At 45.2% G+C, this 26,888-nt stretch carries 28 protein-coding genes; 15 read left to right on the forward strand and 13 right to left on the reverse strand.

Features of this window, described 5'->3' with window-relative positions; all coding sequences use genetic code 11:
• The first annotated feature begins 45 nt into the window (after positions 1 to 45).
• The 10 genes from gap (at position 46) to ACF8CV_RS23745 (ending at position 10,199) form a co-directional block, all read left to right on the forward strand.
• Positions 46 to 1,041: a type I glyceraldehyde-3-phosphate dehydrogenase gene (gap, locus tag ACF8CV_RS23700; RefSeq protein WP_005479552.1), complete on the forward strand. Its 996-nt coding sequence runs from the start codon at positions 46 to 48 to the stop codon at positions 1,039 to 1,041.
• 157 nt (positions 1,042 to 1,198) lie between these two features.
• Positions 1,199 to 2,083 (forward strand): D-hexose-6-phosphate mutarotase, encoded by an 885-nt coding sequence (locus ACF8CV_RS23705; RefSeq protein WP_053319830.1) that lies wholly within the window; start codon positions 1,199 to 1,201, stop codon positions 2,081 to 2,083.
• Positions 2,084 to 2,276: 193 nt separating this feature from the next.
• Complete coding sequence (locus tag ACF8CV_RS23710) at positions 2,277 to 4,313, forward strand: methyl-accepting chemotaxis protein (RefSeq protein WP_020838684.1); 2,037 nt, start codon at positions 2,277 to 2,279, stop codon at positions 4,311 to 4,313.
• A gap of 147 nt (positions 4,314 to 4,460) precedes the next feature.
• Positions 4,461 to 5,300, forward strand: coding sequence for a 23S rRNA (guanine(745)-N(1))-methyltransferase (gene rlmA, locus ACF8CV_RS23715; protein ID WP_138937873.1), 840 nt, complete (start codon positions 4,461 to 4,463; stop codon positions 5,298 to 5,300).
• Positions 5,301 to 5,384: 84 nt separating this feature from the next.
• Complete coding sequence (locus tag ACF8CV_RS23720; protein ID WP_005460090.1) at positions 5,385 to 6,332, forward strand: ChaN family lipoprotein; 948 nt, start codon at positions 5,385 to 5,387, stop codon at positions 6,330 to 6,332.
• Between the two features lie 242 nt (positions 6,333 to 6,574).
• Positions 6,575 to 6,934 (forward strand): hypothetical protein, encoded by a 360-nt coding sequence (locus ACF8CV_RS23725; RefSeq protein WP_021449877.1) that lies wholly within the window; start codon positions 6,575 to 6,577, stop codon positions 6,932 to 6,934.
• 386 nt (positions 6,935 to 7,320) lie between these two features.
• A complete protein-coding gene (locus ACF8CV_RS23730) occupies positions 7,321 to 8,898 on the forward strand; it encodes an alkaline phosphatase (RefSeq protein WP_138937874.1) in 1,578 nt (525 codons plus the stop codon).
• Positions 8,899 to 9,034: 136 nt separating this feature from the next.
• Positions 9,035 to 9,334, forward strand: coding sequence for a ribbon-helix-helix domain-containing protein (locus tag ACF8CV_RS23735; protein ID WP_005460130.1), 300 nt, complete (start codon positions 9,035 to 9,037; stop codon positions 9,332 to 9,334).
• Between the two features lie 152 nt (positions 9,335 to 9,486).
• Positions 9,487 to 9,882 carry a VOC family protein gene (locus tag ACF8CV_RS23740; protein ID WP_005460098.1) on the forward strand — a complete coding sequence of 132 codons (396 nt, stop codon included), beginning with the start codon at positions 9,487 to 9,489 and terminating at the stop codon, positions 9,880 to 9,882.
• Positions 9,883 to 9,914: 32 nt separating this feature from the next.
• Positions 9,915 to 10,199, forward strand: a complete 285-nt coding sequence (locus ACF8CV_RS23745) for a putative quinol monooxygenase (protein ID WP_024699741.1) — start codon at positions 9,915 to 9,917, stop codon at positions 10,197 to 10,199.
• 70 nt (positions 10,200 to 10,269) lie between these two features.
• Here ACF8CV_RS23745 and ACF8CV_RS23750 read toward each other — a convergent pair whose 3' ends face one another.
• Together ACF8CV_RS23750 and ACF8CV_RS23755 are read right to left on the reverse strand one after the other, a co-directional pair.
• Positions 10,270 to 11,949, reverse strand: a complete 1,680-nt coding sequence (locus ACF8CV_RS23750; protein WP_005479510.1) for a mechanosensitive ion channel family protein — start codon at positions 11,947 to 11,949, stop codon at positions 10,270 to 10,272.
• Positions 11,950 to 12,187: 238 nt separating this feature from the next.
• Positions 12,188 to 12,628, reverse strand: coding sequence for a YcgN family cysteine cluster protein (locus ACF8CV_RS23755; RefSeq protein WP_005460092.1), 441 nt, complete (start codon positions 12,626 to 12,628; stop codon positions 12,188 to 12,190).
• A gap of 187 nt (positions 12,629 to 12,815) precedes the next feature.
• On the opposite strand from ACF8CV_RS23755, the gene ACF8CV_RS23760 reads away from it, so the two are divergent.
• Positions 12,816 to 13,064, forward strand: coding sequence for a GlsB/YeaQ/YmgE family stress response membrane protein (locus ACF8CV_RS23760; protein ID WP_005397239.1), 249 nt, complete (start codon positions 12,816 to 12,818; stop codon positions 13,062 to 13,064).
• A 127-nt stretch (positions 13,065 to 13,191) separates the two neighbouring features.
• A complete protein-coding gene (locus ACF8CV_RS23765) occupies positions 13,192 to 13,440 on the forward strand; it encodes a YkgJ family cysteine cluster protein (RefSeq protein WP_017447809.1) in 249 nt (82 codons plus the stop codon).
• Between the two features lie 18 nt (positions 13,441 to 13,458).
• Here the strand turns inward: ACF8CV_RS23765 and ACF8CV_RS23770 are convergent, their stop codons facing one another.
• Genes ACF8CV_RS23770 through ACF8CV_RS23780 form a run of 3 tightly spaced genes read right to left on the reverse strand, consistent with a single transcriptional unit; the run spans position 13,459 to position 15,820 of the window.
• Positions 13,459 to 14,118, reverse strand: coding sequence for a transcriptional regulator (locus ACF8CV_RS23770; RefSeq protein WP_005397228.1), 660 nt, complete (start codon positions 14,116 to 14,118; stop codon positions 13,459 to 13,461).
• 28 nt (positions 14,119 to 14,146) lie between these two features.
• A complete protein-coding gene (locus ACF8CV_RS23775; protein ID WP_128413780.1) occupies positions 14,147 to 15,424 on the reverse strand; it encodes a serine dehydratase subunit alpha family protein in 1,278 nt (425 codons plus the stop codon).
• Positions 15,425 to 15,439: 15 nt separating this feature from the next.
• Positions 15,440 to 15,820: a RidA family protein gene (locus ACF8CV_RS23780; protein ID WP_005479566.1), complete on the reverse strand. Its 381-nt coding sequence runs from the start codon at positions 15,818 to 15,820 to the stop codon at positions 15,440 to 15,442.
• A 317-nt stretch (positions 15,821 to 16,137) separates the two neighbouring features.
• On the opposite strand from ACF8CV_RS23780, the gene ACF8CV_RS23785 reads away from it, so the two are divergent.
• Complete coding sequence (locus tag ACF8CV_RS23785; RefSeq protein WP_005494432.1) at positions 16,138 to 17,397, forward strand: amino acid permease; 1,260 nt, start codon at positions 16,138 to 16,140, stop codon at positions 17,395 to 17,397.
• 206 nt (positions 17,398 to 17,603) lie between these two features.
• On the forward strand, positions 17,604 to 18,302 hold the full coding sequence (aqpZ, locus tag ACF8CV_RS23790; protein WP_005460095.1) for an aquaporin Z: 699 nt from the start codon (positions 17,604 to 17,606) through the stop codon (positions 18,300 to 18,302).
• Between the two features lie 50 nt (positions 18,303 to 18,352).
• Here aqpZ and recR read toward each other — a convergent pair whose 3' ends face one another.
• The 7 genes from recR to ACF8CV_RS23825 form a co-directional block, all read right to left on the reverse strand.
• Positions 18,353 to 18,952, reverse strand: coding sequence for a recombination mediator RecR (recR, locus tag ACF8CV_RS23795; protein WP_005460088.1), 600 nt, complete (start codon positions 18,950 to 18,952; stop codon positions 18,353 to 18,355).
• A 29-nt stretch (positions 18,953 to 18,981) separates the two neighbouring features.
• Positions 18,982 to 19,311: a YbaB/EbfC family nucleoid-associated protein gene (locus ACF8CV_RS23800; protein ID WP_005460082.1), complete on the reverse strand. Its 330-nt coding sequence runs from the start codon at positions 19,309 to 19,311 to the stop codon at positions 18,982 to 18,984.
• Between the two features lie 82 nt (positions 19,312 to 19,393).
• Entirely contained in the window at positions 19,394 to 21,529 is a 2,136-nt protein-coding gene (gene dnaX / locus ACF8CV_RS23805) for a DNA polymerase III subunit gamma/tau (RefSeq protein WP_047725809.1), read from the reverse strand.
• 8 nt (positions 21,530 to 21,537) lie between these two features.
• Positions 21,538 to 22,083, reverse strand: coding sequence for an adenine phosphoribosyltransferase (gene apt, locus ACF8CV_RS23810; protein WP_005460112.1), 546 nt, complete (start codon positions 22,081 to 22,083; stop codon positions 21,538 to 21,540).
• A gap of 165 nt (positions 22,084 to 22,248) precedes the next feature.
• Entirely contained in the window at positions 22,249 to 22,653 is a 405-nt protein-coding gene (locus ACF8CV_RS23815) for a YbaN family protein (RefSeq protein ID WP_005494429.1), read from the reverse strand.
• Positions 22,654 to 22,668: 15 nt separating this feature from the next.
• Positions 22,669 to 22,800 carry a hypothetical protein gene (locus ACF8CV_RS23820; RefSeq protein WP_005380608.1) on the reverse strand — a complete coding sequence of 44 codons (132 nt, stop codon included), beginning with the start codon at positions 22,798 to 22,800 and terminating at the stop codon, positions 22,669 to 22,671.
• 242 nt (positions 22,801 to 23,042) lie between these two features.
• Positions 23,043 to 24,149: a response regulator gene (locus ACF8CV_RS23825; protein ID WP_005494426.1), complete on the reverse strand. Its 1,107-nt coding sequence runs from the start codon at positions 24,147 to 24,149 to the stop codon at positions 23,043 to 23,045.
• Positions 24,150 to 24,423: 274 nt separating this feature from the next.
• Here ACF8CV_RS23825 and ACF8CV_RS23830 point away from each other — a divergent pair, with 274 nt between their 5' ends.
• A complete protein-coding gene (locus tag ACF8CV_RS23830; RefSeq protein WP_005460107.1) occupies positions 24,424 to 25,299 on the forward strand; it encodes a LysR family transcriptional regulator in 876 nt (291 codons plus the stop codon).
• Between the two features lie 68 nt (positions 25,300 to 25,367).
• On the opposite strand, the gene purF is transcribed toward ACF8CV_RS23830, so the two are convergent.
• Positions 25,368 to 26,882: an amidophosphoribosyltransferase gene (gene purF, locus ACF8CV_RS23835; protein ID WP_005484378.1), complete on the reverse strand. Its 1,515-nt coding sequence runs from the start codon at positions 26,880 to 26,882 to the stop codon at positions 25,368 to 25,370.
• Between the last annotated feature and the right edge of the window lie 6 nt (positions 26,883 to 26,888).

The following is a 26,888-nucleotide window of genomic DNA, read 5'->3' on the forward strand; positions in this document are numbered from 1 at the left end:
CTACCAGTTATCTTTAATCAGAAATTAAGTTGTGGAGCAACTATAATGACTATCAAAGTAGGTATTAACGGTTTTGGCCGTATCGGTCGTTTCGTATTCCGTGCAGCGCAAGAGCGCGCAGACATCGAAGTTGTAGGTATTAACGACCTTATCGACGTAGAATACATGGCATACATGCTTAAGTACGACTCAACTCACGGCCGTTTCAACGGTACTGTTGAAGTTGAAGGCGGTAACCTAATCGTTAACGGTAAAACTGTACGTGTTACTGCAGAGCGCAACCCAGCTGACCTTAAATGGGACGAAATCGGTGTTGACGTTGTAGCAGAAGCAACTGGTCTTTTCCTAACTGACGAGACTGCACGTAAGCACATCGAAGCTGGTGCGAAGAAAGTTGTTCTAACTGGTCCTTCAAAAGACGCTACTCCAATGTTCGTAATGGGCGTTAACCACGCTACTTACGCTGGTCAAGACATCGTTTCTAACGCTTCTTGTACTACTAACTGTCTAGCGCCTATCGCTAAAGTTCTTAACGACAAGTTCGGTATCGAATCTGGTCTTATGACTACAGTTCACGCTACTACAGCAACTCAAAAAACTGTAGACGGTCCTTCTGCTAAAGACTGGCGCGGTGGTCGTGGTGCTTCTCAAAACATCATCCCATCTTCAACTGGTGCTGCTAAAGCTGTAGGCGTTGTTCTTCCAGAACTAAACGGCAAACTAACTGGTATGGCTTTCCGCGTACCAACAGCTAACGTTTCTGTAGTTGACCTAACAGTTAACCTAAAAGAAGGCGCATCTTACGAAGCTATCTGTGCAGCAATGAAAGAAGCTTCTGAAGGCGAACTAAAAGGCGTTCTAGGCTACACTGAAGACCAAGTTGTTTCTCAAGACTTCATCGGTGAAGTTCAAACTTCAGTATTCGATGCTAAAGCTGGTATCGCTCTAACTGATAACTTCGTTAAAGTTGTATCTTGGTACGACAACGAAATCGGTTACTCAAACAAAGTTCTAGACCTAATCGCACACATCTCTAAGTAATTAGAAATCGTGATTAGCTCTTAACTGAGTTGAAAAAGAGGCGGCTTGATAGTCGCCTTTTTTGTATCTGGAATTTGAGAAAAATATCAGACGTACTTTCATAAATACTGAGAAGTGCGCCGAAATCTACCTCTTCCCCAGTGTAGGAAACAAGCACATGGATTTAAAAACTCTTCCTCCTCTAACTGTTCTTTCAGACAACGTAACTGTTGTCGAAATCGATAACGTAAAGATCGTTCGTATTATTCATGACAAAGCGACAGCAGGTATTGCTTTACACGGCGGTCATGTAGTCTCGTACGCACCACAAGGTCAAGAAGACTTGATCTGGATGAGCGAAAAAGCCATTTTTGATGGCAAAGCAGCATTACGTGGTGGCATTCCTGTTTGTTGGCCTTGGTTTGGCCGTATTGCTGCACCAGCTCATGGCTTTGCGCGTACATCCGAATGGGAATTAGTTGAGCACCGCGAAAATGAAAATGGTGTCATCGTCGAGTTGGCACTGTTCCCAACCGAAGAAACACATCAAATTTGGCCACACATGTTTGATGCGCGTCTTCTTGTCGAAGTGGGTGACGAACTCAAAGTAACGCTGAAAGTTCTTAATATCGATGATGAAGCTTGGACGTTCTCAGGCGCATTACATACTTACCTAAACGTGGGCGATATCAAACAAGCGCAAACAACAGGTATGGGCAATGAGTACATCGACAGCTTGAAAAATAGCGAAGTGTGTCAGGGTGGTGAGGTTCTTCAACTGACTGACACCATCGATCGCGTATACACGCAACCAGAAGCTCAAATTTTAGTGAAAGACCCTGTTCTTAACCGCACGTTGAGCGTAGCGAACCGCGGCCATAACTCCGCAGTACTATGGAACCCGTGGGCGGAAGGTGCACAAGGGATGGGAGATATGGCTGACAATGGCTATGAAAACATGCTGTGTGTGGAATCTGCCCTTCATGCACCAAGTATTGAAGAAGGCAAAACTCTTGAGCCAGGCGAGAGCTACGAGCTCGTGACAGTGATTGCTGCACAATAATCTTCCTAGGCCGGCTCATCCGGCCTTTTTTTTGAAATCATTTCCGTTCTTCCTCGGTCACTTTCTAACTAACTCATTGGTTATCTGAGTTTTTTGACAATTTAATTAATAGATATCAAAAAAATCATTCATATAAACCGATAGCATGCCGATACAAAACTCATAAGTTATAAATATATCAGGAAGACATTCCATGTTAGAAAAGTACAGAAATCAAAGTGTTGGCTTTCAACTAAAGTTAGTCATCACTTTGTGCCTAGTTATTGCCTTTTCCAGCATTGCTGCGCTCGTTTATCGAAACGCATCTGGCGTGCTGCTAGAAAGTACGTTGAGAGAACATCAATCCAAAGTCGAGTCGATGGCAAAAACCATTGCCGGTCAGTTCGATGCTTACCTTCATACTGCTCAAGTACTCGAATCAACTTTTCGCAATGGTTACCTTGCAGGCGTTTATGTAGAAAACTACACGGTAGACTTCATGGGCCATGAAGTACCAAATATCACGCAATACAGCGAAAGTTTGATTAACGACACAAAGCTGGTCGACAGCTTCACACGTGATACCGGAGCAATCGCAACGTTATTTGCACCACTTGGTGATGACTTCATTCGCGTTTCAACATCATTAAAAGACCCGCAAGGTAAGCGTGCAGTAGGCACGACTCTTGGACGCAACCATCCTGGTTACCAACTCTTAAAGAGCGGAAAACCTTACTACGCGCAAATCAAACTATATGGTGAACGCTACATTACCTATTACGCGCCAATCAAAGACGCTAACGGTAACGTATCTGGCTTGTCATTTATCGGTTTGCCAGTAGACCAAGCCACACAAACTCTGTTTGATGCACTAGAAGAGATTAAGTGGGGCGACACAGGCTACACCATCATTGTCGATAACGACAAAAACAATCTTGGTAAGTACTTACTCCACCCGACTAAGAGCGCTACCGATCCTTCAATCGTAGAAGTTCGTGATTACGATGGTAACAAGCCTTTCCATAAGATTTTCGAACAAAAGAGTGGTCTGATCCGCTACCCATTCCAATACGGCTCAACCGTCGGTGAAAAATACTTAGTGTTCACCGAAGTACCCGGCTGGAACTGGAAACTACTGGGCGGTACATTCATCAAAGAAGTGACCAAAGGCAGCGACACGCTACTTAAACTGATAGCCATCATTTCTTCGGTAGCAGCGAGCATCACTTTTGTTGTGCTCACTCTGTTCTTAAATCGCAGCTTACAGCCTCTAACGGTGTTGAACTCTTACATGACGCGCCTAGCTAATGGTGAAGTCAGCTTACAAATTCCGTCGTCTCGTAAACGTTCTAAAAATGAGATTGTGAATTTGAATAACGGCGTTGCAAGCATGGCAAATCAACTGAATGAGTTAGTTGGCCAGATTCGTTCTACCAGCGATTTAGTCGAAAGTAACTCGACCAGTGTAGCAAGCGATGCTCATAGCAACTTAACCCAAGCGGATCGTCAGCAAGAAGAAGTTGAGCAAGTCGTAACAGCGATCGAAGAGATGGCCTCTTCCGCTCAATCGGTGGCTCAGCAAGTAGAAAGCATTGCTGAAAATGTCCGCTCTGCTAACTTAGATAGCCAATCTGGTTTGACGATTGTTGAAGGCGTATGTGTCGACGTGGCGCAGTTGAATGATCAATTGGATCAATCAGCCGAAGCCATCGAACAAGTCAACCGTGACAGTGAAAGTATCCAAACCGTCACAAGAATGATCGACGAAATTGCCGAGCAGACCAACCTACTCGCTCTCAACGCAGCAATTGAAGCGGCACGTGCCGGTGAGCAAGGCCGTGGGTTTGCTGTGGTCGCGGATGAAGTTCGCACATTAGCGCACCGTACGCAAAGCTCAGTGCAAGACGTAGTTGGGATTATCGAGAAACTAAAAGGCTCAACACAAAATGCCGTAACTATGATGACTGACAGCCAACGCAGTGCGAATCAGGTGCTAGACAAAGCGCAAGACGCAGGCACCGCGCTCGAAGCGATTGCCGTACAGGTACAATCTATCGCCTCTCAAGCTGATGCCATTGCCGCGACCTCGGAAGAACAAGCTCAAGTTTCACAAGAAATTGCAGCCAACGCGCATTCAATCAGTGAGCTAAACCGAGAGAGCCGTAACACCAGCGCGAAAACATCACAAAGTGCGATCGAGTTACAGCAACAAGCGAGAAATTTAAAAGAGCAAGTGGACTTCTTCCATTAATCCCCAGCCCTTCTCCGCTTATCATTGTTCAAAACGTGTAAGAGGCACTCAAGAACCTAAAGAGCCGAAGATCTCGGCTCTTTTTGTTTCACTTAAAGCCACGCTTTTTGATAGAATTTGCCGCCCTACTTTCTGTTCGAGATCGTCATGAACTATCAATGCCCTCTATGTCACCAACCACTTTCGCTGACTGAAAAGACGTTTAAGTGTGAAAACAATCATCAGTTCGACCTAGCAAAAGAAGGTTATGTGAATCTGATGCCAGCACACCACAAACGTTCGAAAGATCCAGGTGACAACAAAGAAATGATGCAAGCTCGCCGCCGTTTTCTCGAAGGAAACCACTACGATCCAATGCGTCAAGAAGTGGCTCGACTATGTGCGAAATACACAGAAAGTACGACACACCAATTACTGGATATCGGTTGTGGTGAAGGTTATTACACCGATCAAGTGCAGCAATCTCTCTTCGAACAAGATCCACAAGCCACTGTTTTTGGTTTGGATATTTCTAAAGTGGCCATTCGTTACGCTTCTAAGCGCTACCCAAACTGCCAATTTAGTGTCGCGTCTAGCCATCGCTTGCCGTTTGCAGACCAATCACTGGATGCGATTTTGCGTATTTACGCACCATGCAAAGCAGAAGAGTTGCAACGCGTCATCAAAGACAACGGCGTAGTGATCACGGTAACGCCCGCAGGTCGTCACCTTTACCAGTTCCGCGAACGCATCTATCAAGAAGTTCGCTTACACAATGAAGAACCAGAGAACATTGAAGGCTTTGAGCTAGAGCACCAACAAAAGCTGAACTACACCATGGACTTAGAAAATGGTGTTGCATTTGATTTGTTGCAAATGACTCCATTTGCTTGGAAGGCGACGGATGAACTTCGTGAAGAGCTAAAGTCCGCTACACTTTTCCTGTGTGAGGCCGACTTCATGCTACGCGTTTACCGCAAGAAGCCAGTTCAACAAGAGAATCAATAGAGAATAACGAAAATCATTCTCATTTATATTGATTCATTGCTCAGCCTCCATTAATATCACTCGGACATTTTTGGAGGCTTTTCAATGCGCTTTTCTATTTTAGGCCTTGCATTTGCAAGCGTACTTTCAGGGTGTGTTTCTACCACGCCAACCACATCGGCCCTTTCTTCAACAGACGTCACCACCTTTTACGATTACCAACTGCATTCTCCTTCTGGCAACGCCCTTGCTTTGCAGAACCTACCAGATGAGTTAAAAAACGCCGACGTGATCTTGGTTGGAGAGTGGCACACTCATGCTGGTATTCATCGCTTCCAAACCGATCTACTGAGGCAGCTTTCTTCTGGCGAACGCCGTATTGCCCTATCTATGGAGCAAGTCACGCGTGACAAGCAATCGGTGCTAGACGCTTATCTAAAAGGCGAAATCGGTGAACAATACTTCATGTCACAAAGCAATGCGTGGCCAAACTATGAAAGCGATTACCGCCCACTCGTTGAGTTCGCCAAGCAAGCCAACTTACCTGTTATCGCCGCAAATGCACCCAAATACATCGTCCGATGCATTGGTCGTCAAGGTGTTGATTACCTGAATAAATTAGATGATGAAGAACGCAGTTTTGTGGCTGAAAACGTCAATACCGCGAACAGTCCATATAAAGAAAAGTTCATGGCATCCATGCATCATGGCAAGCCAGAGCAAACTGAAAAGCAATACGCCGCACAAGTAACGTGGGACGAAACCATGGCGGAGTCGATTGTGAAATACCTCGCTCAAAACCCAAATGCTCAAGTTGTTCATGTCGCGGGGAAATTTCATACAGAAGCAGGTTTAGGTACCGCAGCATCCATTTTACAACGCAACCCTGAACTTAAAGTGGTGGTGGTTAATCCAACGTCTGAAATCAGTACAAACAGCCCAGATTATCAGTTAGAAGTACTCGAACCGCCGGTTCGCTTCGTTCAGGACGCGAACAGAATGGCGGCGTATAAGCACCTATCTACACGTAATGACGATCTTCAATGTAAATAACGCGGCCTATCCTACATTTTAATCTAGTTATACGGTCTGTTTTTTGCTTTGCTATTTAAGAAACAATCTTGGCGGCAAAAACAGGCCCGTTTTCTCCTATCATGAGTTCCAACTTTTGATTCAGAATATCTGCGTCAAATTGGTACAAATTGATTCAAGAAATACCCTATGCCGTCGATATAGAGATAACTGCTTTTTACCCGCACTCAGTGAAAGAGTGTCGATGTTCCAAGGAGTATTCGATGAATCCAGTAGGAAGCAACCCAGTAAACTCTTATGCTAAGCAACCAGCAGTAGTGGTACAAAATCAAGACAATCACGTTGATACGGTTGCCGCGCCACTCAAAGTTGAGCAAAACAAAGTGACACTTTCTACGGAAGGTAAGGCACTGCTAGCGGCGTTGCAGCAAATTGACCATGAGAGTAAAAAGGTAGAAGCAGAAAACAAAACAATGGGTGAAAAAGTAGAATCTTTCACTCACGGTGCACTTGGCATGGATCATCCCGACAAGATTGAAGAAGAGGAAGACGGCTCATATTCTGCAGGGCAGTATCTTTCCGCGGCGCTCACTGTTGGTGGTATCATTTTAGCTCTCGTCTAGCCGCAAAATTCCTACTCGACACGATAACAAACCGTGTTTGAATCCGTACTGAAAAGCAGACCATAATTCCTTTCGCTTAAGAACAAGCCATCATACAACATGGATGAATCTTTCATCTATAAGGCATGGTTCTTACTGCATTCACTCGTTTATTGCTCCCTCAATCAGGTTTCTTATGAAGGCACTAAATGGATGACTTTAGTCCATGCTTTCAACTCCTAAGCGTAATCCAAGCCCACTTCTGTGGGCTTTTTTATACCCCAACATCTGCGACCGAGTTGGCTAGCAACCCAAAATGACAATGCCGTGAATCTTTTATTACCGCCACAAAAGCGTCATAAACCGCTGCTTTAATTTCTGCGCTTTCAATAAACAAGGAAAATATAATGAAGCGTTTAGTTTCTCCGATTATTACTGCAGTGGCTGCATCTACACTTTCATTCAATGCGCTATCCGCTGAAATCAAAAACGTTATTCTGATGATTGGTGATGGTATGGGTCCTCAGCAAGTCGGCTTGCTAGAAACCTACGCGAACCACGCACCAAACTCGATTTACAAAGGCCAAACCACCGCGCTCTACAAGTTAGCGCAAGAAGGAGTGATTGGCTCATCTTTAACGAACCCAGAAGATGCGATCGTTGTCGACTCTGCATGTTCGGCAACAATGCTCGCAACAGGTATCCCAACCGCATCAGAAGTGATTGGTATTGACAGCCAAGGCAATCACGTTGAGACCATTTTGGAAAAAGCCAAAAGCAAAGGCAAAGCAACGGGTCTTGTTTCAGATACGCGCATGACGCACGCAACACCAGCCGCGTTTTCTGCGCATCAGCCTCATCGCTCGCTAGAAAACAACATCGCTTCCGATATGCTAGAAAGCGGTGTCGACGTGTTGTTATCTGGTGGTCTTCGTCACTGGATTCCAAAATCGACTAACGACAAAGGTGAAACTTACCAAGCGCTAGAAAAACTTACGCAAGGCAGTGTTTACCTAAAATCTAAGCGTAAAGACGAACGCAATCTGCTTACCGAAGCGCAAGACCAAGGCTACAGCCTAGCTTTCAGCCGAGACATGTTGGCACAAGCAAAAGGCGACAAACTACTTGGCCTATTCGCTTACTCAGGTATGGATGATGGTATTGCTTACAGTAACAGCAAAAACGATCCAAAACGCACACAACCATCGTTGAAAGAGATGACGGTCAAAGCACTTGATGTTCTTTCTAAAGACAAAGACGGCTTCTTCTTGATGGTTGAAGGTGGTCAAATCGACTGGGCTGGCCACAGTAACGATGCTGGTACCATGCTACATGAGTTGATTAAGTTCGACGAAGCGGTGAACTCTGTTTACGAGTGGGCGAAAGGTCGTGACGACACACTGATCATTGTTACCGCAGACCACGAAACAGGTTCTTTTGGCTTTAGCTACTCATCAGCAAATCTACCTAAACCAGAAAAACGCAAAGGTGAAGCCTTTGAAAAACGCGATTACGCGCCAAACTTCAACTTCGGTAAGTTTGAAATCCTAGATGGTTTATACAACCAGAAGAAAAGCTACTACGGCATGATCAGCGAGTTTGAAGCGCTAGATAAAGCACAGCAAACACCAGAAAAGCTAGCTGAAGTGGTGAATGCCAACAGCGATTTTTCTATCACACCTGAGCAAGCCGCTCATGTACTAGCAAGCAAACCAAACCCATACCGAGTTGCTGGCCACTCGTACCTAGAAGTAGAAACGGTACCAACAATTAACGACTTTGATGCGTTCTTCCCATACAACGACCGCGGTAACTTGCTCGCTCGCGAACAAGCGACCAAACAAAACACGGTATGGGGAACAGGCACGCACACTCATACACCAGTGAACGTATTCGCTTGGGGGCCTGCAGAAACCATTCTTCCAGTTTCAAAAATCATGCACCACTCCGAGCTTGGTGAGTTCCTAAAGCAACAAATCAAATAATCATCTTGCACTTACTTCACGCCTTGTGATGTTCCAACGCTCTCTCACGAGAGCGTTTTTTTATCCGCAAAAACAGTTGACGTTTTAAGCAACAATACTCAATATTTGCACGTCTTAAATCATATCTACGAATACCATGTGCGAAATATTTGCTAAACAACCACAGGATAATTATCAGTTTATCACTCGTTCCATCCGCATTGACGGCCATGCCACCAGCGTAAAATTAGAGTCGAGTTTTTGGACGATTCTTGAAGAAATTGCCAGTGCGCAAGACATGACGGTTCCAAAGTTTATCAGCACGGTGTATCAAGAAGCACTGGAATACAATGGTGAAGTGAACAACTTTGCATCCTTACTGCGCTGCGCATGTCTCACGTATGCTCGCCAACCGGAAAACACACTCCATCAAGCTCTTGCCCAACTTAACGCTTAACACCTAACTATTCTTACCAAAATATTCAATGGAATCGATGAGGCTTTACGCCTCAATCGTAAGCTATTGAGCGTATTCTTATTTGTCGTACTCTAGTACTACCCACACTCCTTTTGTACTCGCTAACCTATGCGGACAATTAAGGAGTACTCATGACAAAAATGATACACACCATGATCCGAGTACGCGATCTGGACCGTTCCCTACAATTTTACCGCGACGCACTTGAGCTAGAGATCAAAGACCAATACGTTTTTGATGGTTTCTCCCTAACCTATCTAGCAAATGAAGAAACAGGCTTTGAATTAGAACTTACCCACAACCACGACCAAAGCGAACCTTATACTCACGGTTCTGGTTACGGCCACCTTGCCGTTAGCGTGGACGACATCGAACAAGCTCACAAACGAATTAAATCTCTAGGTATTGAAGCAGGTGACATCAAAGCGTTTGACCACCAGCAAAAACACCTAGCGACCTTCTTTTTTGTCACCGATCCTGACGGTTACAAAATTGAGTTCCTGCAACGACAGGGACGCTACCTATAACTAAAACCGATAATTAAAAAAGAGTAAAAATTATGATTCACTTGACTGCTACCTTTCACGCACAACCGGGGAAAGAACAACAACTGAAAGAAGTGCTAACTCAAGCGCTTGAGCCAACTCGCAATGAAGACGGTTGTGTTCGTTATCAGTTGTTCCAAGATAAAGACAACGCGAGCCACTTCGTTTTTCAAGAGCAATTTAAAGACCAAGAAGCGTTCGATTTTCACGGTAAAACTGAGCACTTTGCACGTTTGATCAACCAGATTGAAAACTTGCTTGAATGCGAACCGAAGTTAGCGTTCTTTAACGAACTGTAAGACACAAAACTTACCGCAAATAAAAAGGCACTCTTTATCGAGTGCCTTTTCGTATTTGGATAACACGCGATTACGCGTCTTTTTTCTCCACCATGTGCAAATGCACATCTTGTTGTGGGAAAGGAATCGAAATGCCTTCGCGATCAAAGCGTAACTTCACTTCTTTCGTTACATCCCAATATACCTCCCAGTAGTCATCCGTTTTTACCCAAGGGCGAACGATGAAATCTACCGACGAAGTATTCAAAGTGTGCACTTTAATCATTGGCTCAGGCGCGCGAAGTACCGCAGGGTGTGAAGTCACGATATCCGTTAGTACCGATTCCGCTTTCAATAAATCGTCTGCGTAGCCAATACCAAACACCATATCCACACGGCGAATACGCTCATGGGTTACGTTCTTGATCACATCTCCCCAAATCTTACTGTTCGGCACAATGATGATCTGGTTATCGAAGGTGCGAATCGTGGTGTTCACTAAGCTCATGTGACTTACCTTGCCATCCACACCACCAGCGTAGACAAAATCACCCACATCAAACGGACGGTAAATCAAAAGCATCATACCCGCTGCGAAGTTCGACAACGTATCTTGCAACGCGAAACCAATGATCACACCGGCAATACCGAAACCAGTCAGAATTGGCGCCAAGTTCAAGCCAATCTGCGACAGGCCAACCATAATACCAATCACCCACACCACTTTACCGGACATGGAGATAAAGAAGTCCTGCATTAGGTGGGAAAGTTTCAAGTTCTTAGAAGACACCGCTTTGCTCACCACTTTGCGCGTGAGTTTAGCCAGTGCACGAGCAATCAATAAGATCAGCGCGAACACGAATAGCTGGAAGATATGCTGTGGTGCGTTTTCCGCAAACCAATCCACCGCGGAGTTTGACCAGTGACTGATGATGGACCACACCACTTTGGTATCTAGCAAGTCGTGCGTGATGCTGCCTGTGATTTCAAAGATCTGACGCTTGTACTCCGACGTCTCAATGCCCATTTTGTCGCCGATCGACATCAGGTTACGCAAACTTTCCGTTGCGATATTCAGTCTCTGCTTCACGATCAGCTGGCTAAGTTGCAAAGACGCTTTTTCTGATTCAGGGCTGGATGAAAGCTGCGTACCGATGATTTCTGCTTGTTGACGCAGATACGCCATCGATGCCGATAACAAACGCATGCGCTTATCTAGCTTGTCTTGCAATTCCGCTTCCGCACGCTCATTTTGAACGCCTAATTGCTTGAGCCATGCCAAATTCTGCCAGCTCGAATCAAAGCTCACATCCAAGTAATGTTGAAGCTCGCGGTAGTCGTTAATAAGCGCGAGCTTTTCTTCGTCTTTCGCTTTGTTTAACTCTTCAATGACTTCTTTGGTTTTGGTCGTCAGATAATCGGTCGCGTCTTTTGAATACTTTTCCTGCGTTTTGACGAGCTTAATCAGCTTGTCACGAGGGATGGACTCACGCTCAATCGCGGACGCTAATTGATTTCTCAACTCTTCATTTTTTTGGAAAAGTTGTAGCTGAAGCGCATCACGCTCGTCACCTGCCGTTTGAGATAGGCTTTGCGATAAATCGACAATGTCGATGTTCAAGCTATCTATAGAAGCTTCTGCTTCAGAGATAATAGGAGGCTCTGTGCTTTCTGTGGCTTGCACAAAAATAGGGGTCATCATCGTGATGAATAAAGCGAATATCGCTACCCAAGGTGTCTGGCGATTTTTCAGGGGGAAATGAAACGTCATTTTTACCTCGTAGGAAACGAATCCCGATCGGAGCGATCAAGAATCGGAATGTAAAGCCTTGAAATGATATGCCCTAAGTTTACATCACTAAATTGCAAACCGAGCAGCATTTAGTTAATTAAGCGTCAGAGTTCAACAATGACCGTCGTTTTGTCATCACTTATGAGAATCCGGTCTTTTATTGACCCTAAAAGCAAACAAGCCTTTCACTGTTGGTAAAAGGCTTGTTTCAATTTGGCTATGGGCGATTTGGGTGATTCAAAATGTGGTCTTCCCAATCCACCACATCAATTTCGTACACCACTTTGTTGCGGACACTTTCGCCCGCCGCGTGCATTGCGGATTTCGAGCCCGTAATCAACGGGTGCCATTCTGGTAATGGCTGATTTTCGGCTAACAGACGGTAAGCACACGTGTGCGGCAACCAAGTGAAATCGTCGATGTCTTCGCGTGTCAGCTTGGTGCACTCTTCGCCAGAGGTAAAGCGATTTGGGTAGTCCTTACATGAACATGTTTTGCTGTTCAGCCAGCTACACGCCACATTGGTGTAGTAGATTTCATCGGTATCTTCATCCATTAGCTTGTGCAGACAACACTTGCCACACCCATCACAAAGAGATTCCCATTCCTCTTCGCTCATGTGTTCTAACGATTTACTTTGCCAAAATGGAGTGCTCATACTTCAGGTCTCACCAAGGGAATTAGGGGCCGATTTATACTCTTCTCGCCGCAAAAGTTCAAGTTTTGAGACGATCTCCAATCGGCATCAAGTATCTAATACGATATTCAACCATTTTCAATTAACTGTTCTATCCTTATACGAGTTCGCATTATTTCATTGATCACGAAGGAATTAAGGAGTTTTCATGGGTATCATTTCTTGGATTATTTTGGGCTTGATCGCCGGGGCCCTAGCGAAATGGTTGATGCCAGGAAAAGATGGTGGAGGCTGGATCGCCACCATGTTGCTCGGGATTGCCGGAGCCTTTGTTGGTGGTTTCCTTGGCGGCATTCTTGGATTTGGTGGCGCGACAGGTGTAAACATCGGCAGCATCATTACCGCAACGCTGGGCGCGTTTATTCTACTGTTTGTTTACAATCGCTTCTTGAGATGATCACAACGGTTTAAAAGCAAAAAGGAGCACTCTATTGAGTGCTCCTTTTTATTTTTTCTTAAGCGACTCTTCCAATCCACGTCAAAATGACCATAATTGCCCCCTCAATTTTTAAGAGGTTTACATTATGGATTGTCGATTAGGATGCGGAGCTTGCTGTATTGCGCCAAGTATCTCTTCACCGATACCTGGAATGCCCATGGGCAAACCAGCAGGTGTTCGTTGCGTGCAACTCAACGATGACAATTTGTGTAAGCTGTTTGGTAAGCCTGAGCGCCCTAAAGTTTGTCACGATTTTAAGCCGTGTCCGGTTGTGTGTGGCAAAACCAACCAAGAAGCACTCGACAACATCACTGAGCTAGAGCAACTTACTTAATCTATTCAGAGCACCCGTTTAGTCGTTCCCAAGCTCTCGCAAATACAAGTAGATGGTATCGCGCGAAATGCCAAGATGGTTTGCAACCATTAAAACAGCGTCTTTGTATTTAAAAATGCCTAGGCCATGCAGGCGCGTCACCAGTTCACGGTTGCGTTTAGAAGGCGCAATGGCTTCATTTTCCCACACTTCTGTTTGCACGGTTTCTATCGTACTGATGATGGTTTCATCAATATTACGCGCAAACGTTTCTGGTGAGCGAGCTCCACCAACACAACACTCAGTGTGTTGCTGAGGCAGCATTGCCTTTAAAAACGCCTGCATCGGTGCATCCATATCCACGTTGATACACAGCAAACCAATCGGTTTGTTTTTTGGATTTCTGACAATTGTCGTAATGGAGTGCAAGGTCTTTCCGTTCGATGTTTTCGTCAGGTACGAATCAGAAACGTCCTTGCCCTCTCTTAACTTCATTCTCGCTAAGTTAGTAATTGGGGCACCTTCACTGCGTTCCGTCACGTGCCCATTTGCGATTTTGATGATTTCCGGCGCTTCGGCATCTAAGCTGTGGAGAACCACTTCAGTGTGTTCACCATACATACGTGCAATGCCATCCACGACGTTTTTCATAGAGTTCAAAATATCGAGATCACTCTTGGTGAGTTTCTTTAGTAGCAATGTTACTTCCCTTAGCAAAAACTGGAGGTTAGGCCGACATAATATCGATAATAGATTTGTCAGTATACGGCATACCGAAACGAACCATTGAGCCAACATTTCTTATCGTTTGCTCAACTTCTTCGCCTACTATACCTTGATTCTTAACACTGTGGTTACCCATCGCCATCAAATATGAGCGCACCGCCGTTGTTGACGAAGTACACACTTTCATCGCACAAGAGGACTTCGCACCATCGCACACCATACCTGAACTGTCGCTGATGACGTTTTGAATGGCGTAGCATGATTGCTCGAATGTACCACCAGCTAAATATACCAGCGCCATAGATGCCGCCGCACTGGTTACAGTGTTGCCACAAAATGCGGATAACGGTGGGTAATAAGATTTGATGTAAATAGCCCCTAAATGGCTCATGATCAACGCGCGAGCCAGCTGCTCTTCGTCGTTTTGGAATGCTTCAGCCGCAACTACGACTGGCATTGTGGCGGCGATACCTTGGTTCCCACTGCCGAAATTGCTCATGGCTGGCAACGTCGCCCCTCCCATGCGAGCATCAGACGCCGCGGATGTCATCATCTGTATACGACTCATTAAGTCGTTGCCCAATAAGCCTTGCTCAATGTTGCCTTTTAGCGTGCGTCCAATTTCTAGGCCGTAACCTCGGTCGATACCTTCTTGAGCCAGCAAGGTATTGAGCTCTGCAGCTTGGAGAATGAATTTGATCTCTTCAAAAGGCGCTTGAGTGGCAAACTCATAGATTTGTTTGATCGAAATATCCACACCTTCACAAACGGAAGCGGTTGCAACGCGTTGCTGTGGTGGAGCATCAAAAATCACGTCGCCATTGCGCGTGATCTGGATAATGTTGGTGTGACCGCCACTGATCGTGACCGAAACAACATCGTCACCAGAGGTGAGCGTTACGCTGCAATAAATGAATTCTTGCGTATCCATGCGCGCTACAGTTACCCGCTCTTCATCTATCAATTGTTGCGCAGCAGCAACATCCTGCTTATTAATCCGAGCCAACACTTCCAGTTCTGCTGTTGGGTCACCGGCTAATGCACCAACTGAGGCGGCAATTTTGAGGCCTATCTTGCCCGTTCCAGGTACGAAAACACCCATCGAGTTTTTAAATAAGTTGTCTGAAACACGCACCTCTATCGCATCAATATCGGATGTGCCTAACTCTTTTCTAGCAACTGCTGCCGCGTACGCAGCAGCAATGGGTTCTGTACATCCTAATGCAGGTTTCACAACTTGCTTAATGATTTGGATATATTGTGTCCATTGCTGGTTCATGCTCTGTTCTCCGTATTACTTTTTATGAGCAATCGCTTCGACTTCAATTAACACGCCAAGAGGCAAATCTTTCACTGCGAAGCAACTGCGTGCCGGACAATCTTGTTGGAAAAACTCTGCGTAGACCTTGTTAAACTCGGCAAAGTCATTAATATTCGATAGGTAACACGTTGTTTTTAAAACAGTATCGACACTGCCACCACCAGCCTCTAAAACGTGCTTCAAGTTAGTAAGAGATTGATGACTTTGTGCACTGATGCCGCCTTCAACTACTTTTCCTGTTGCCTTATCAACGGGTAATTGACCAGATGTAAAAATCAAATCGCCATAGCTAGTGCCATGTGAATAAGGTCCGATAGCAGCAGGCGCGTGTTCAGATGAAATCAATTCTTTCATTTTTAAATCCTCACATAAATTTTATTTTTTATTAAGAAGCTTCTAATTTAACTTCCGTATTAGCGTTATTTTTTCAATTAAATATGAATCAAACAACTAGAACAGATCACAAAATTCGTCAAAAAATCCAATTTATTTGAACTTTTTCGCCAAGATCTCAAATTTATCTGAATTTTCCACAAAAAAATTGGTGATATATGTTTTCTCAATTAAATTTGAGAAAAATTCATACTAACAAGAGAAACAATAAAATGAGCGTGACAGCACCTACACAAACCTTACCTATCGGTAAAGAGCCACCGCACGTAAAAGCAGGCATGGCCCTAGACGAGTGGAAAGCCGCGACCAAGTTTGATAGCACAGACTGGGGATGGGTGATCATGAGTATCGGCATGGCGATCGGTGCCGGTATTGTCTTTTTACCAGTAAAAGTAGGCGTATTGGGCCTTTGGGTATTCTTGGCCTCTGCCGTGATCGGCTACCCAGCGATGTACTTGTTCCAACGCCTTTTCATCAACACTCTCTCAAGTTCACCAAAGTGCCAAGATTACGCTGGCGTCATTTCCGGTTACCTTGGTAACAAATGGGGGGCGTTATTAGGTGTGCTGTACTTCATCATGTTGGTGATTTGGGTCTTTGTTTACTCAACAGCCATCAACAATGACTCGGCATCTTTCCTACATAGTTTTGGCATCACGGAAGGTTTACTGTCTGAAAACCCGCTATATGGTCTGGCTTTAGTGTGCGCGCTGGTCGCTATTGCATCTCGTGGTGAAAAGATTTTGTTTAAGGTCAGTACTGGTCTTGTACTGATTAAACTTTGTACCGTCGCATTACTTGGCGTCATGATGATCGAAAAATGGGATGTAGCGAATGTCGGTGCGATTCCAGAAACAGGCGCTGGTTTGAAAGATGCAATTGAGCTACTGCCGTTTACTCTAACGTCTATTCTCTTTATTCAAAGCTTGAGCCCAATGGTGATCTCATACCGATCAAAAGAAAAATCGATTGAGGTAGCTCGCTTTAAAGCCATGCGCGCAATGAAAATTGCTTTCGGTATCTTGTTTGTGACGGTCTTCTTCTATGCGATTTCCTTTACGCTTGCGATGTCACATGAACAAGCGGTTAAAGCAGCAGAAGAAAACATCTCTGCTCTTGCGATGGTTGCGCAAGGTATGGACGGCACGACGCTAAAACTAATGAGTTTAATGCTGAATATTTTCTCAGTAATGACTGCGTTTTTTGGTGTGTACTTGGGTTTCCGCGATTCTTGCCAAGGTCTAGCGATGCTGGCTCTAAAAAAGGTCATGCCTGAAGAGAAGATCAATAAAGACTTGGTCACCAAAGGAATCATTCTCTTTGCGATTCTCATGGCGTGGGGTGCAATTGTATTGAATCTACCAGTTCTGAGCTTCACATCAGTATGTAGCCCTATATTTGGTTTGATTGGCTGTTTGATTCCAGCTTACCTTGTCTATCAAGTGCCTTCTTTACACAAATACAAAGGCGCGTCGCTTTACTTGATTATTGCTACTGGTATTTTGCTGTGCGTATCGCCTTTCGTCGCATTTAGTTAAAACCTACGTTGCCTTGGCTGTTACTCAGTTAGTGATGGCCAAGGCAAACTGAAGATTCAGCCTCTCTTCTCCCTGCTTTTATCTCATCCTTGAGAACTCTTGCCACATACCGTCCTATTTGCAGTTTTTACGCGAACTCCCTCACACTTTATTGACAATTCTCGACTATGTTCAGCGGGTCATTTAATTAGAAATTAGGAAATAACATGAACAAGTATTTGGCTGAGGCTTTTGGTACGTTCTGGCTAGTATTGGGCGGCTGCGGCAGCGCAGTGTTAGCTGCAGGTTTTCCAGATGTTGGTATTGGTCTGCTGGGTGTCGCTCTGGCCTTTGGTTTAACCGTTTTAACCATGGCATTTGCAATCGGTCATATTTCAGGTTGCCATTTGAACCCTGCAGTGACGGTTGGCCTTTGGGCTGGCGGTCGTTTTGATACAAAAGACGTTGCGCCTTACATCATCGCACAAGTGATCGGCGGGCTGATCGCTGGTGGTATTCTTTATGTCATCGCGACAGGACAAGCTGGATTTGATGTTGTTGGTTCTGGCTTTGCCGCCAACGGTTATGGTGAACACTCACCAGGTCAGTACTCAATGCTTGCTGCGTTAGTTTCTGAAATCGTGATGACGATGATGTTCCTTATCGTTATCATGGGGGCGACAGACAAACGTGCACCTCAAGGTTTTGCGCCTATTGCAATTGGTTTGTGTCTGACTCTTATTCACCTGATCAGCATTCCTGTGACTAATACCTCAGTAAACCCAGCTCGTAGTACAGCAGTCGCAATGTATGTAGGTGACTGGGCAGTTTCTCAGTTATGGCTGTTCTGGGTTGCGCCTATTGTCGGTGGCGTACTTGGTGCGGTTATCTACAAAAACCTGCTTGGTAAAGAATCGAACGATTAATCGTTCCCAACTCCCAAGATCAAAAAAGCCGCTGAATTCAGCGGCTTTTATTAAATCTTATGTCGACCCAATAATGAGTGTGACAAGGTCGTGCCATCTACAAGCTCAAGCTCCCCACCTACAGGCACACCGTGCGCGATACGGCTAGCTTCGACTTGGTGCTCTCTGCACAACTCCGCAATATAGTGAGCAGTAGCTTCTCCCTCAACCGTTGGGTTGGTTGCAAGGATCACTTCAGAAATATCACCTCGACGTAGACGATAATCAAGCACGTCTAAACCAATATCACTTGGACCGATGCCATCAAGCGGAGACAAATGCCCCATAAGCACAAAGTATCGACCGGAGTATTGACCCGTCGCTTCAACTGCTGCGATATCTGCCGGGCTTTCTACTACACAAATTTGGCCGTTTTCTTGGCGTTTTGGGTTAGTACAAATGTGGCAAACTTCTTCTTCAGTAAAAGTTCGACATTCAGCACAGTGACCAATTTCGGTCATTGACTGACTCAGCGCATCTGCCAGCTGCAGACCGCCTTTTCTATCACGCTGTAACAAATGAAAGGCCATACGTTGCGCCGACTTGGGACCTACCCCAGGTAGACAACGTAAGGCCTCCATCAATTGTTCCAGCATATGACTGGTACGCATGAAAATCCGCTTAATTAGATGTCAGCAGATTAGAATGGCATTTTCATACCTGGTGGTAGTTGCATACCGCCAGTTACAGAAGCCATTTTCTCTTTTTGAGTTTCTTCAACGCGACGTGCTGCATCGTTGAATGCCGCAGCGATAAGATCTTCAAGCATTTCTTTGTCGTCTTCCATCAAGCTTTCATCGATGTCAACACGACGCACACTGTGGCTACCAGTGATTGTTACTTTAACTAGACCAGCACCAGACTCGCCAGTTACTTCCATATTCGCGATTTCTTCTTGAAGCTTTTGCATGCGCTCTTGCATTTGCTGGGCTTGCTTCATTAGGTTGCCCATACCGCCTTTACCAAACATGTTTATCTCTCTGGTTTAATTGGGTGTTGCATCAGTTAATGGGGTTATCACTTGACGTTTTCAACCCCATTCCGTTTGTTAGTTAGATAGGGCGCACACTATCTTTATCAAGCTCTGCAGCAAAACGACGCTCGATAAAGTCGACATTCGGGTCGTTCTCCAAGCTGTTCAGCGCTTGTTGTAATTTCTCTTGATAGAGTCTGTCTCTCAGTTCAAGTGGTGTTTCGCCACTCTCTCCTACTTCGATACTCAAGTGACACTTTTCACCTAAAACCGTGTTTAGTGCGTTAAGCAGCTCACTTTGAGCTCTATCTGTATTTAAGTGTGCTTGGCTGCTTCTCAACTGTAAAGAAACGGTCGAGCCTTCTTTACTATAGTGAGAGTTTAGCGCAAGTTGTTCCACCAGCTTAGGCAGGTTCATCAAACTGATCATTTTCGCCCACTCGTTTTGTTCAAGTGACTCATCAATCAGCTTTTGTGCCATTTCTGGTGTTTTTTCATGCTCAAGCGCTTGCTTGAGCTGCGTAGGTGTCAGCTTAGTATTAACTTTCGTCTCAACAGGCTTACTTGGACGCCAGCGATACGCTTCTTCAACTTCTGGTTCAGTAGGCTTTGGCGTTGAGTTTGGCGACACCTGCGCGGAATTGCCATGCAATTGCGCTACTCGGTCGATGACCGATTCTGGTTTTGCAGATGCCGCTTTAGGCTTTTTTGTGCCACCATTTTGCGTTGTGTTTTGCTGTAAACCCTGCTTACGCTGTGAACGTAACTGATGACGTAAGCCTGCTGCTCCCATTCTTGATGGCGCAGGCGCGCTTTCTTGCTGAGGTTGAGCCTCTGGCGCTGGGTTTTCGCTCATTGGCGGAGCCATGTCGTACTGAGGAGGCGACACATCATAACCACCAGTCTGATAGTCTGGCTGATATTGTGGCTCTTCATTCATTGACGCAGGCTGATTCACTGACGGACGAACGGGCTGCGAAACAGATTGTTGTGCTTGCACTGGATTTGGGCGCGACTGCTGTTGTGCTACCGGAGCCTGATGTGCTGGCGCTGAATTCGTTAGACTCGCATTTGGCGTCTGACTCAACTGAGGTTGAGAACCTGCCGCAACGATATTTGCACCGTTATTCGCTGATGGACGAAAAGCCAACATACGCAAGACGATCATCTCCATACCAACACGACCATTTGGAGACAGCGTCAGATCTTCACGACCTTTTAGCGCAATTTGATAGTAAAGCTGCACATCTTGTGGACTGAGCGCTTTACTTAATAATTCGATTTTTTCTGCATCAGGTTGAGCTCGGTCTAGTGACGCAGGCAGTGCTTGATACATAGCGATGCGGTGTAACTGCGTCGCGATTTGTTGCAATAAACCGTCCCACTCAACACCATTCGCCGCCAATTGGTGGATTTTATCCATGGCTTGTTGAGGTTGTTTACTGCTGATCGACTCAAGCAAGTGAATCGCTTGATCCGTATCGATGGTTCCCAGCATGTGGCTAACGATGTCGGTTTGCACCGCACCATTGCCTAAAGCAATCGCTTGGTCGGTCAAACTCAGCGCATCACGCATACTGCCATCAGCGGCATGAGAGATCATGCCAAGCGCTTTGGGCTCTGCTGAAACCTGCTCTTGACCCAAAATGTAGTCAAGTTGCTGATGAATATCATCAACACTGATTGGCTTGAGATGGAACTGCAGACAACGAGATAAAATGGTAACTGGCAGCTTCTGTGGATCGGTTGTTGCGAGCAAAAACTTCACATACTCTGGCGGCTCTTCCAAGGTTTTTAATAACGCATTGAAAGAGTGACGCGACAGCATGTGCACCTCATCGATGAGGTACACTTTAAAACGTCCACGAGCGGGTTTGTATTGAACGTTGTCTAGCAGTTCGCGAGTATCTTCAACTTTAGTACGTGATGCCGCGTCAATCTCAAGCAAGTCAACAAAGCGACCTTCATCAATCTCTCGGCAGGTAGCACATTCACCACATGGGGTGGCGGTGATACCAGTCTCACAGTTCAACCCTTTGGCAAACAAACGGCCGATACTGGTTTTACCCACACCACGCGTCCCACTGAATAGGTAAGCATGGTGTAAACGGTTTTGCGCCAATGCGTTTTCCAGTGCCGTTAGGACATGTTTTTGCCCTACGACTTGGTCAAACTTATTGGGACGCCATTTTCGCGCTAAAGCTAAATAACTCATTGAATGTATTAATGTCCTTCAAAATCGCAAATGCTGAATACGTTTAGGCCTAATGCTTCTAAACGCTTATCACCACCGATTTCTGGTAGGTTGATAACGAACGCTGCGTGTTCAACTTCACCACCAAGTTGGCGAATTAACTTAGTCGTTGCCTCAATCGTGCCACCTGTCGCCAGCAAGTCATCCACAACCAATACTTTATCGCCTTCTACGATAGCGTCTGTGTGAATTTCTAGCGTATCAATGCCGTATTCTAGTTCATAAGATTGAGCAATGGTCGGGCGAGGCAGTTTGCCTGGCTTACGCACTGGAACAAAACCAACACCTAGCTCAAGCGCTAGCGGCGCACCAAATAGGAAACCACGCGCTTCTGTGCCCACAACCTTTGTGAAGCCCATGTCTTTGTAACGTTCAACCAACAGACCAATGGTTGCTTGATACGCTTTTGCGTCTTCTAATAGGCTTGTTACGTCGCGGAAAAGAATGCCTGGTTTTGGGTAATCTTGGATGCTTTTGATGCTAGATTTGATCAGCGAAATTGTTTCTGTAGTCATAATACCGATTTACTTAGATTGGCTCATCACCCTCTATTCTAATCACAGTATCACGAGGGCAACGAACAATAGGTTTTCACCGCTATGTGCCTATTTTCTTAAAAGTCACAGGCGCTGAAAATACAAACGCCCACTCGAAGAGCGGGCACACTATTCTCTACAATCTTAGTGATTTTCTTCTCTGTCAGCAACCAACTCAATCACAGGTAGGCGCATAAACCAACTGAGTAAAACGATTAGCATCACTAAAAGAGCAATTTTTACCCAGATGATGGGGGCTACGATGATAGAAACGGTGAAACTAAGAATGATAAAAACCGCACCACGTTGTTTGACTTTAGGGCTCACCGCTCGGTGACGATGCCAATTGTCTAAAATAGGGCCGAAGGTTTTGTGATTGTGTAACCAATGATGAAATGCAGGGCTGCCGCGCATAAAACAAGCGCTTGCTAGCAAGATAAAAGGAGTGGTCGGTAAGAGAGGAAGGGCGATGCCGGCAATGCCAAGCGCTATACAGAGTCCACCAACAATATTGAAGAAGTAACGCTTAATACGAATGGTGAACTCCAATACACAATAGCTAGATTAAAAGCCTGCGTAACCGTTCATTACACGAAGCCAGGTTAGCGTTGCAGGTAGAGTTGGGATCAAAAGTACTGCAATGAAACCTAAAAAGTAAAAAATATTATAAGGCTCTTTAAAATCTTTGTCTGCCATGATGTTTCTTCTCACTAGTTGACTTTGCTTCTCCCAACACGCAGCGTTAAATTAACGTTGCATAAATGGGTCATTATTGTTTTAGGCGCTGACTATACCTTAAACAATTCCATCTAAACACCAACAAAAAGTAAGGTTATAAAATCATCAGTTATAGAACGACAGATTCAGGAAAGAAGAAAGCAGCACATTACATGCTGCTTTCGCCATATTAATTAAAGATAAGATCCGAGTTTGGCTTTCTAAACGAGTCTATTAACTCGAGTAATATTCAGGCTGAAACTGGATGCACCTAAACAACCTATCGACAACTGACCTGTTGTCTTCAGCGGTAAATCTCGGGTGATGAAGTTTTTCATGCTGCCATCACCCAGTCGATTGCCTGCCGCAATATGTTGATTTTCATGTCCATCCGACCATTGGCTGTCCAAACCAGCAGGTAAAAGTGACACGGTTGAAGAAGCTAAATCCGCCACACCAAATACCGCCTTCACCGCACCAGCACAATCTGAGCACTCAATGCCCTTCTCCATGATGTTTACCATGTCTTTCAGATCCGCACTGAAACTTTTTAAGTTTCTTAGGTAATCATCAAACAAAGCTCTCACCAGTAGCGTTGTCGCTACACCTCCATTTTCTTGGGAAGCAGAGTCCACTAAGTAGAAAGCAAACTGTCCATTCATCAACCAGCGATAATCAAACACCAAAGGCATCAAATCTGCCGACTGTAGTAACCGATAAGAACAACGCCAGTCACCTTGAGAGGCGTCTTTGTCTGGCAACAACGCATGCAGCAGATCTCTCGCTGCATTTGGGTTTTGTTGCAAGTACTCTAAATGCCAGTGCAGCTCTTGCTCATCTGGTATTTCTCCACCGTCATCTACGCGAAACCACTGGCTTGAAAAGTCACGCTGTTCTGCAAAATGACAGTCTGAGTCCTCAAGCGTATTGTCGATCGCTTGCGACAAATGCTCATAATTCCCTATCGGTTTTGGAAGAAAGTCTTTAATACCAAAACGCAACGCTTTCGCGACATCAGACATTTCATCTGTGCCAGACACCACAATAAGCGGTAACGATGGATACTCAAGACTGACTTCTTCTACGAATTCTATGCCATCTAATACGGGCATAGATAAATCACACAAGACGAGATCGGGTTGGCATTCCCTGAGTTGATGAAGAGCCTCTAGGCCATTTTCAGCTTCTACTACTTTGAAACCCTGACTTTCTAAATAAGCATTGGTTACGTTACGAAATATCGGATCATCGTCCACTAACATGATCAGTTTCCGATTAACCACTTCCTGTGCCGAGACCATTGCCGTTTGACTGTGAGTCTTGAACATACCTTTACACCTCACAAAGCTTAGTCAAAAAACAAAATTATTTAAGTTATTATTTTTGTTGTGTTTGCATAGGCAAAACGTTGCGCAGCAAGACTTGAAGCGGTTTCGCCTTGTTATAAAACGTAGCTTGAAAAAGTCATTTATACAAATTGTCAGTATTTACTCCAAGGCTCTTGCTGTGTTCAAATGATGCAACATGTTGACTTAAAGCAAACTTTAATCACAAAGTTAATTATAAATTAGCCACAATTGGTAATTTAATGTGTCTGGAAATATGAAATTAGATGATTTGAACCTGTTTCGACTGGTTGTCGAAAATGGGAGCTATACCGCAACTTCGCGAAAAACCATGATCCCGGTGGCAACCATCACCCGACGCATTCAAGCGCTAGAAGACTCTGTCAATCTTCGACTATTGAACCGTCACGCACGTAAGCTTTCTCTGACTGAAGCCGGAGAACGCTTTTACCATGAATGCTCTCCCCTACTTCAAAGGCTGACATCAACCGCGGAAGAAATCACTGATGACTGCCGCGGTGCATCAGGCAAAATTAAAATTTCTGCGCCTTACAATCTGACCAAGCGCATGATGATGCCGATGTTTAATGACTTCATGAAGAAGTATCCGGATATCAATATCGAGCTGACGACAGAGAACAACGCTGATCAATTAGACCCAACGGAATGGGATGTTATTTTCCGTGTTGGTCCGCAACGAGATTCCAGCCTAATTGCTCGTAAAATTGGCGAAGTAAAAGATATTTTGGTTGCCAGCCAAGACTATCTAGCAGCCAACCCTGCGCCAAACCACGCAGAAGAGCTCTCAAACCACTCTTTGCTAAAAGGCTACCCACTTATCAAGTGGACACTGATCAACAGCAAAGGTGAGTCTGTGGTGAACGTAGAGCGTGGTCGTTTCCAAGCCAACGCACTCAATGTTGTTCGCAGTGCTTGTTCAGAAGGTCTAGGTATTACATTAATGCCTGATGTGATGATTAAAGAATACATCGAAAGTGGTGAATTGTTGCGAGTATTGCCAGATTGGAGCGCAAACCCGCGCGACATCTACATGCTGTACAACCACAAAGATCACTTGCCAGAGAAAGTACGTCTGTTCATCGACTTTGTGATTGCCTATAACATTCACTAAAAATGATACAAAAATAAAAACCAGAGCCTAGGCTCTGGTTTTTTTATCCCGATAATGATGGCGCTGGTTTACGCGCCTTCGTTGTGCAGCTCTAGGTTCGCTAGATCTTGCTGAATTTCACGTTGCGTTTTTGCATCGTCATTACGCAAACCATCTAGGAAGTCGAGGTATTGTTGATCGATATCACCAGTTACGTATTCACCATTAAATACTGATGTATCGAACTGCGTGATATCTTGATTACCTAAGCCTACCGCTTCAACTAAGTCATCTAGACGTTGGTAAATAAGCGCATCCGCACCAATCTGTTTACAAATGGTTTCGTTGTCACGACCATGAGCAATCAGCTCTGTCGCGCTCGGCATATCGATACCGTAAACGTTAGGGAAGCGAACTTCTGGTGCAGCAGACACCATGTACACTTTCTTCGCGCCGGAGTCGCGAGCCATCTCAATGATCTGTTCTGATGTCGTACCGCGAACGATAGAATCATCCACCAGCAACACGTTCTTATCTTTGAACTCAGAGCGGATAGCGTTTAGCTTGCGACGCACTGATTTCTTACGTTGTTGCTGACCAGGCATGATAAACGTGCGGCCAACGTAACGGTTTTTAACAAAGCCTTGGCGGTAAGGAATATCGATCGCTTGAGCAATTTGTAGTGCGATATCGCAAGAGGTTTCAGGAATCGGGATTACGACGTCGATATCAAGATCGGCGTAATCTTCACGAATTCGCTCACCCAGCTTTTTGCCCATTTCAACGCGAGCACTGTACACAGAGATTTTATCGATGAAAGAATCAGGACGCGCAAAGTAAACAAATTCAAAAATACAAGGATTTAGCTTTGGGTTGTCTGCACATTGCTTAGTGAACAGCTCACCTTCAAATGTCGCATACACCGCTTCACCCGGCGCTACGTCACGTACAAAGTCAAAACCGACCGCATCCAACGCAACAGACTCTGATGCAACCATGTATTCCGTGCGACCAGCGACTTCACGCTTGCCTAAACAAAGAGGGCGAATACCATGCGGGTCACGAAACGCAATCATACCGTGGCCGATGATCATCGCAGTTACCGCATAAGCGCCGCGAATAGTACGGTGCACATTGGTAACAGCGCGAAATACATCTTCAGCAGTCACATTGCCTTTTACTGTGTCAATTTCGTGTGCAAGTACGTTGAGAAGCACTTCTGAATCAGAAGTGGTGTTGATGTGGCGGCGATCTTTTTCAAACAGTTTCTGACGAACTTCGTGAGCGTTGGTCAAGTTACCGTTGTGGGCAAGTGTAATACCGAAAGGAGAGTTTACGTAGAAAGGCTGGGCTTCTGAGGCGCTTGAACTACCCGCAGTTGGGTAACGAACGTGGCCGATACCGACCTCACCTTGCAAGCGCTGCATGTGTCTTGCTTCGAATACATCCTTGACTAAACCGTTCGCCTTACGCAGACGAAAACGATTGCTTTCTATGGTACAAATACCAGCGGCATCTTGGCCACGATGCTGTAACACCGTTAACGCGTCATAAATAGACTGGTTTACAGGCGTTGTGCCCACGATTCCAACAATACCACACATGTCCTA

Origin of the sequence: Vibrio sp. zbq_1 (assembly GCF_043102935.1) — a bacterium.
Taxonomy (GTDB): Bacteria; Pseudomonadota; Gammaproteobacteria; order Enterobacterales; family Vibrionaceae; genus Vibrio; species Vibrio parahaemolyticus.

Bases quoted from the DNA above. Each gene is read 5' to 3' on its own strand.
- gap (WP_005479552.1), top strand. From the start codon at position 46: ATGACTATCAAAGTAGGTATTAACGGTTTTGGCCGTATCGGTCGTTTC.
- ACF8CV_RS23705 (WP_053319830.1), top strand. From the start codon at position 1,199: ATGGATTTAAAAACTCTTCCTCCTCTAACTGTTCTTTCAGACAACGTA.
- ACF8CV_RS23710 (WP_020838684.1), top strand. From the start codon at position 2,277: ATGTTAGAAAAGTACAGAAATCAAAGTGTTGGCTTTCAACTAAAGTTA.
- rlmA (WP_138937873.1), top strand. From the start codon at position 4,461: ATGAACTATCAATGCCCTCTATGTCACCAACCACTTTCGCTGACTGAA.
- ACF8CV_RS23720 (WP_005460090.1), top strand. From the start codon at position 5,385: ATGCGCTTTTCTATTTTAGGCCTTGCATTTGCAAGCGTACTTTCAGGG.
- ACF8CV_RS23725 (WP_021449877.1), top strand. From the start codon at position 6,575: ATGAATCCAGTAGGAAGCAACCCAGTAAACTCTTATGCTAAGCAACCA.
- ACF8CV_RS23730 (WP_138937874.1), top strand. From the start codon at position 7,321: ATGAAGCGTTTAGTTTCTCCGATTATTACTGCAGTGGCTGCATCTACA.
- ACF8CV_RS23735 (WP_005460130.1), top strand. From the start codon at position 9,035: ATGTGCGAAATATTTGCTAAACAACCACAGGATAATTATCAGTTTATC.
- ACF8CV_RS23740 (WP_005460098.1), top strand. From the start codon at position 9,487: ATGACAAAAATGATACACACCATGATCCGAGTACGCGATCTGGACCGT.
- ACF8CV_RS23745 (WP_024699741.1), top strand. From the start codon at position 9,915: ATGATTCACTTGACTGCTACCTTTCACGCACAACCGGGGAAAGAACAA.
- ACF8CV_RS23750 (WP_005479510.1), bottom strand. From the start codon at position 11,949: ATGACGTTTCATTTCCCCCTGAAAAATCGCCAGACACCTTGGGTAGCG.
- ACF8CV_RS23755 (WP_005460092.1), bottom strand. From the start codon at position 12,628: ATGAGCACTCCATTTTGGCAAAGTAAATCGTTAGAACACATGAGCGAA.
- ACF8CV_RS23760 (WP_005397239.1), top strand. From the start codon at position 12,816: ATGGGTATCATTTCTTGGATTATTTTGGGCTTGATCGCCGGGGCCCTA.
- ACF8CV_RS23765 (WP_017447809.1), top strand. From the start codon at position 13,192: ATGGATTGTCGATTAGGATGCGGAGCTTGCTGTATTGCGCCAAGTATC.
- ACF8CV_RS23775 (WP_128413780.1), bottom strand. From the start codon at position 15,424: ATGAACCAGCAATGGACACAATATATCCAAATCATTAAGCAAGTTGTG.
- ACF8CV_RS23780 (WP_005479566.1), bottom strand. From the start codon at position 15,820: ATGAAAGAATTGATTTCATCTGAACACGCGCCTGCTGCTATCGGACCT.
- ACF8CV_RS23785 (WP_005494432.1), top strand. From the start codon at position 16,138: ATGGCCCTAGACGAGTGGAAAGCCGCGACCAAGTTTGATAGCACAGAC.
- aqpZ (WP_005460095.1), top strand. From the start codon at position 17,604: ATGAACAAGTATTTGGCTGAGGCTTTTGGTACGTTCTGGCTAGTATTG.
- recR (WP_005460088.1), bottom strand. From the start codon at position 18,952: ATGCGTACCAGTCATATGCTGGAACAATTGATGGAGGCCTTACGTTGT.
- ACF8CV_RS23800 (WP_005460082.1), bottom strand. From the start codon at position 19,311: ATGTTTGGTAAAGGCGGTATGGGCAACCTAATGAAGCAAGCCCAGCAA.
- dnaX (WP_047725809.1), bottom strand. From the start codon at position 21,529: ATGAGTTATTTAGCTTTAGCGCGAAAATGGCGTCCCAATAAGTTTGAC.
- apt (WP_005460112.1), bottom strand. From the start codon at position 22,083: ATGACTACAGAAACAATTTCGCTGATCAAATCTAGCATCAAAAGCATC.
- ACF8CV_RS23820 (WP_005380608.1), bottom strand. From the start codon at position 22,800: ATGGCAGACAAAGATTTTAAAGAGCCTTATAATATTTTTTACTTTTTA.
- ACF8CV_RS23825 (WP_005494426.1), bottom strand. From the start codon at position 24,149: ATGTTCAAGACTCACAGTCAAACGGCAATGGTCTCGGCACAGGAAGTG.
- ACF8CV_RS23830 (WP_005460107.1), top strand. From the start codon at position 24,424: ATGAAATTAGATGATTTGAACCTGTTTCGACTGGTTGTCGAAAATGGG.
- purF (WP_005484378.1), bottom strand. From the start codon at position 26,882: ATGTGTGGTATTGTTGGAATCGTGGGCACAACGCCTGTAAACCAGTCT.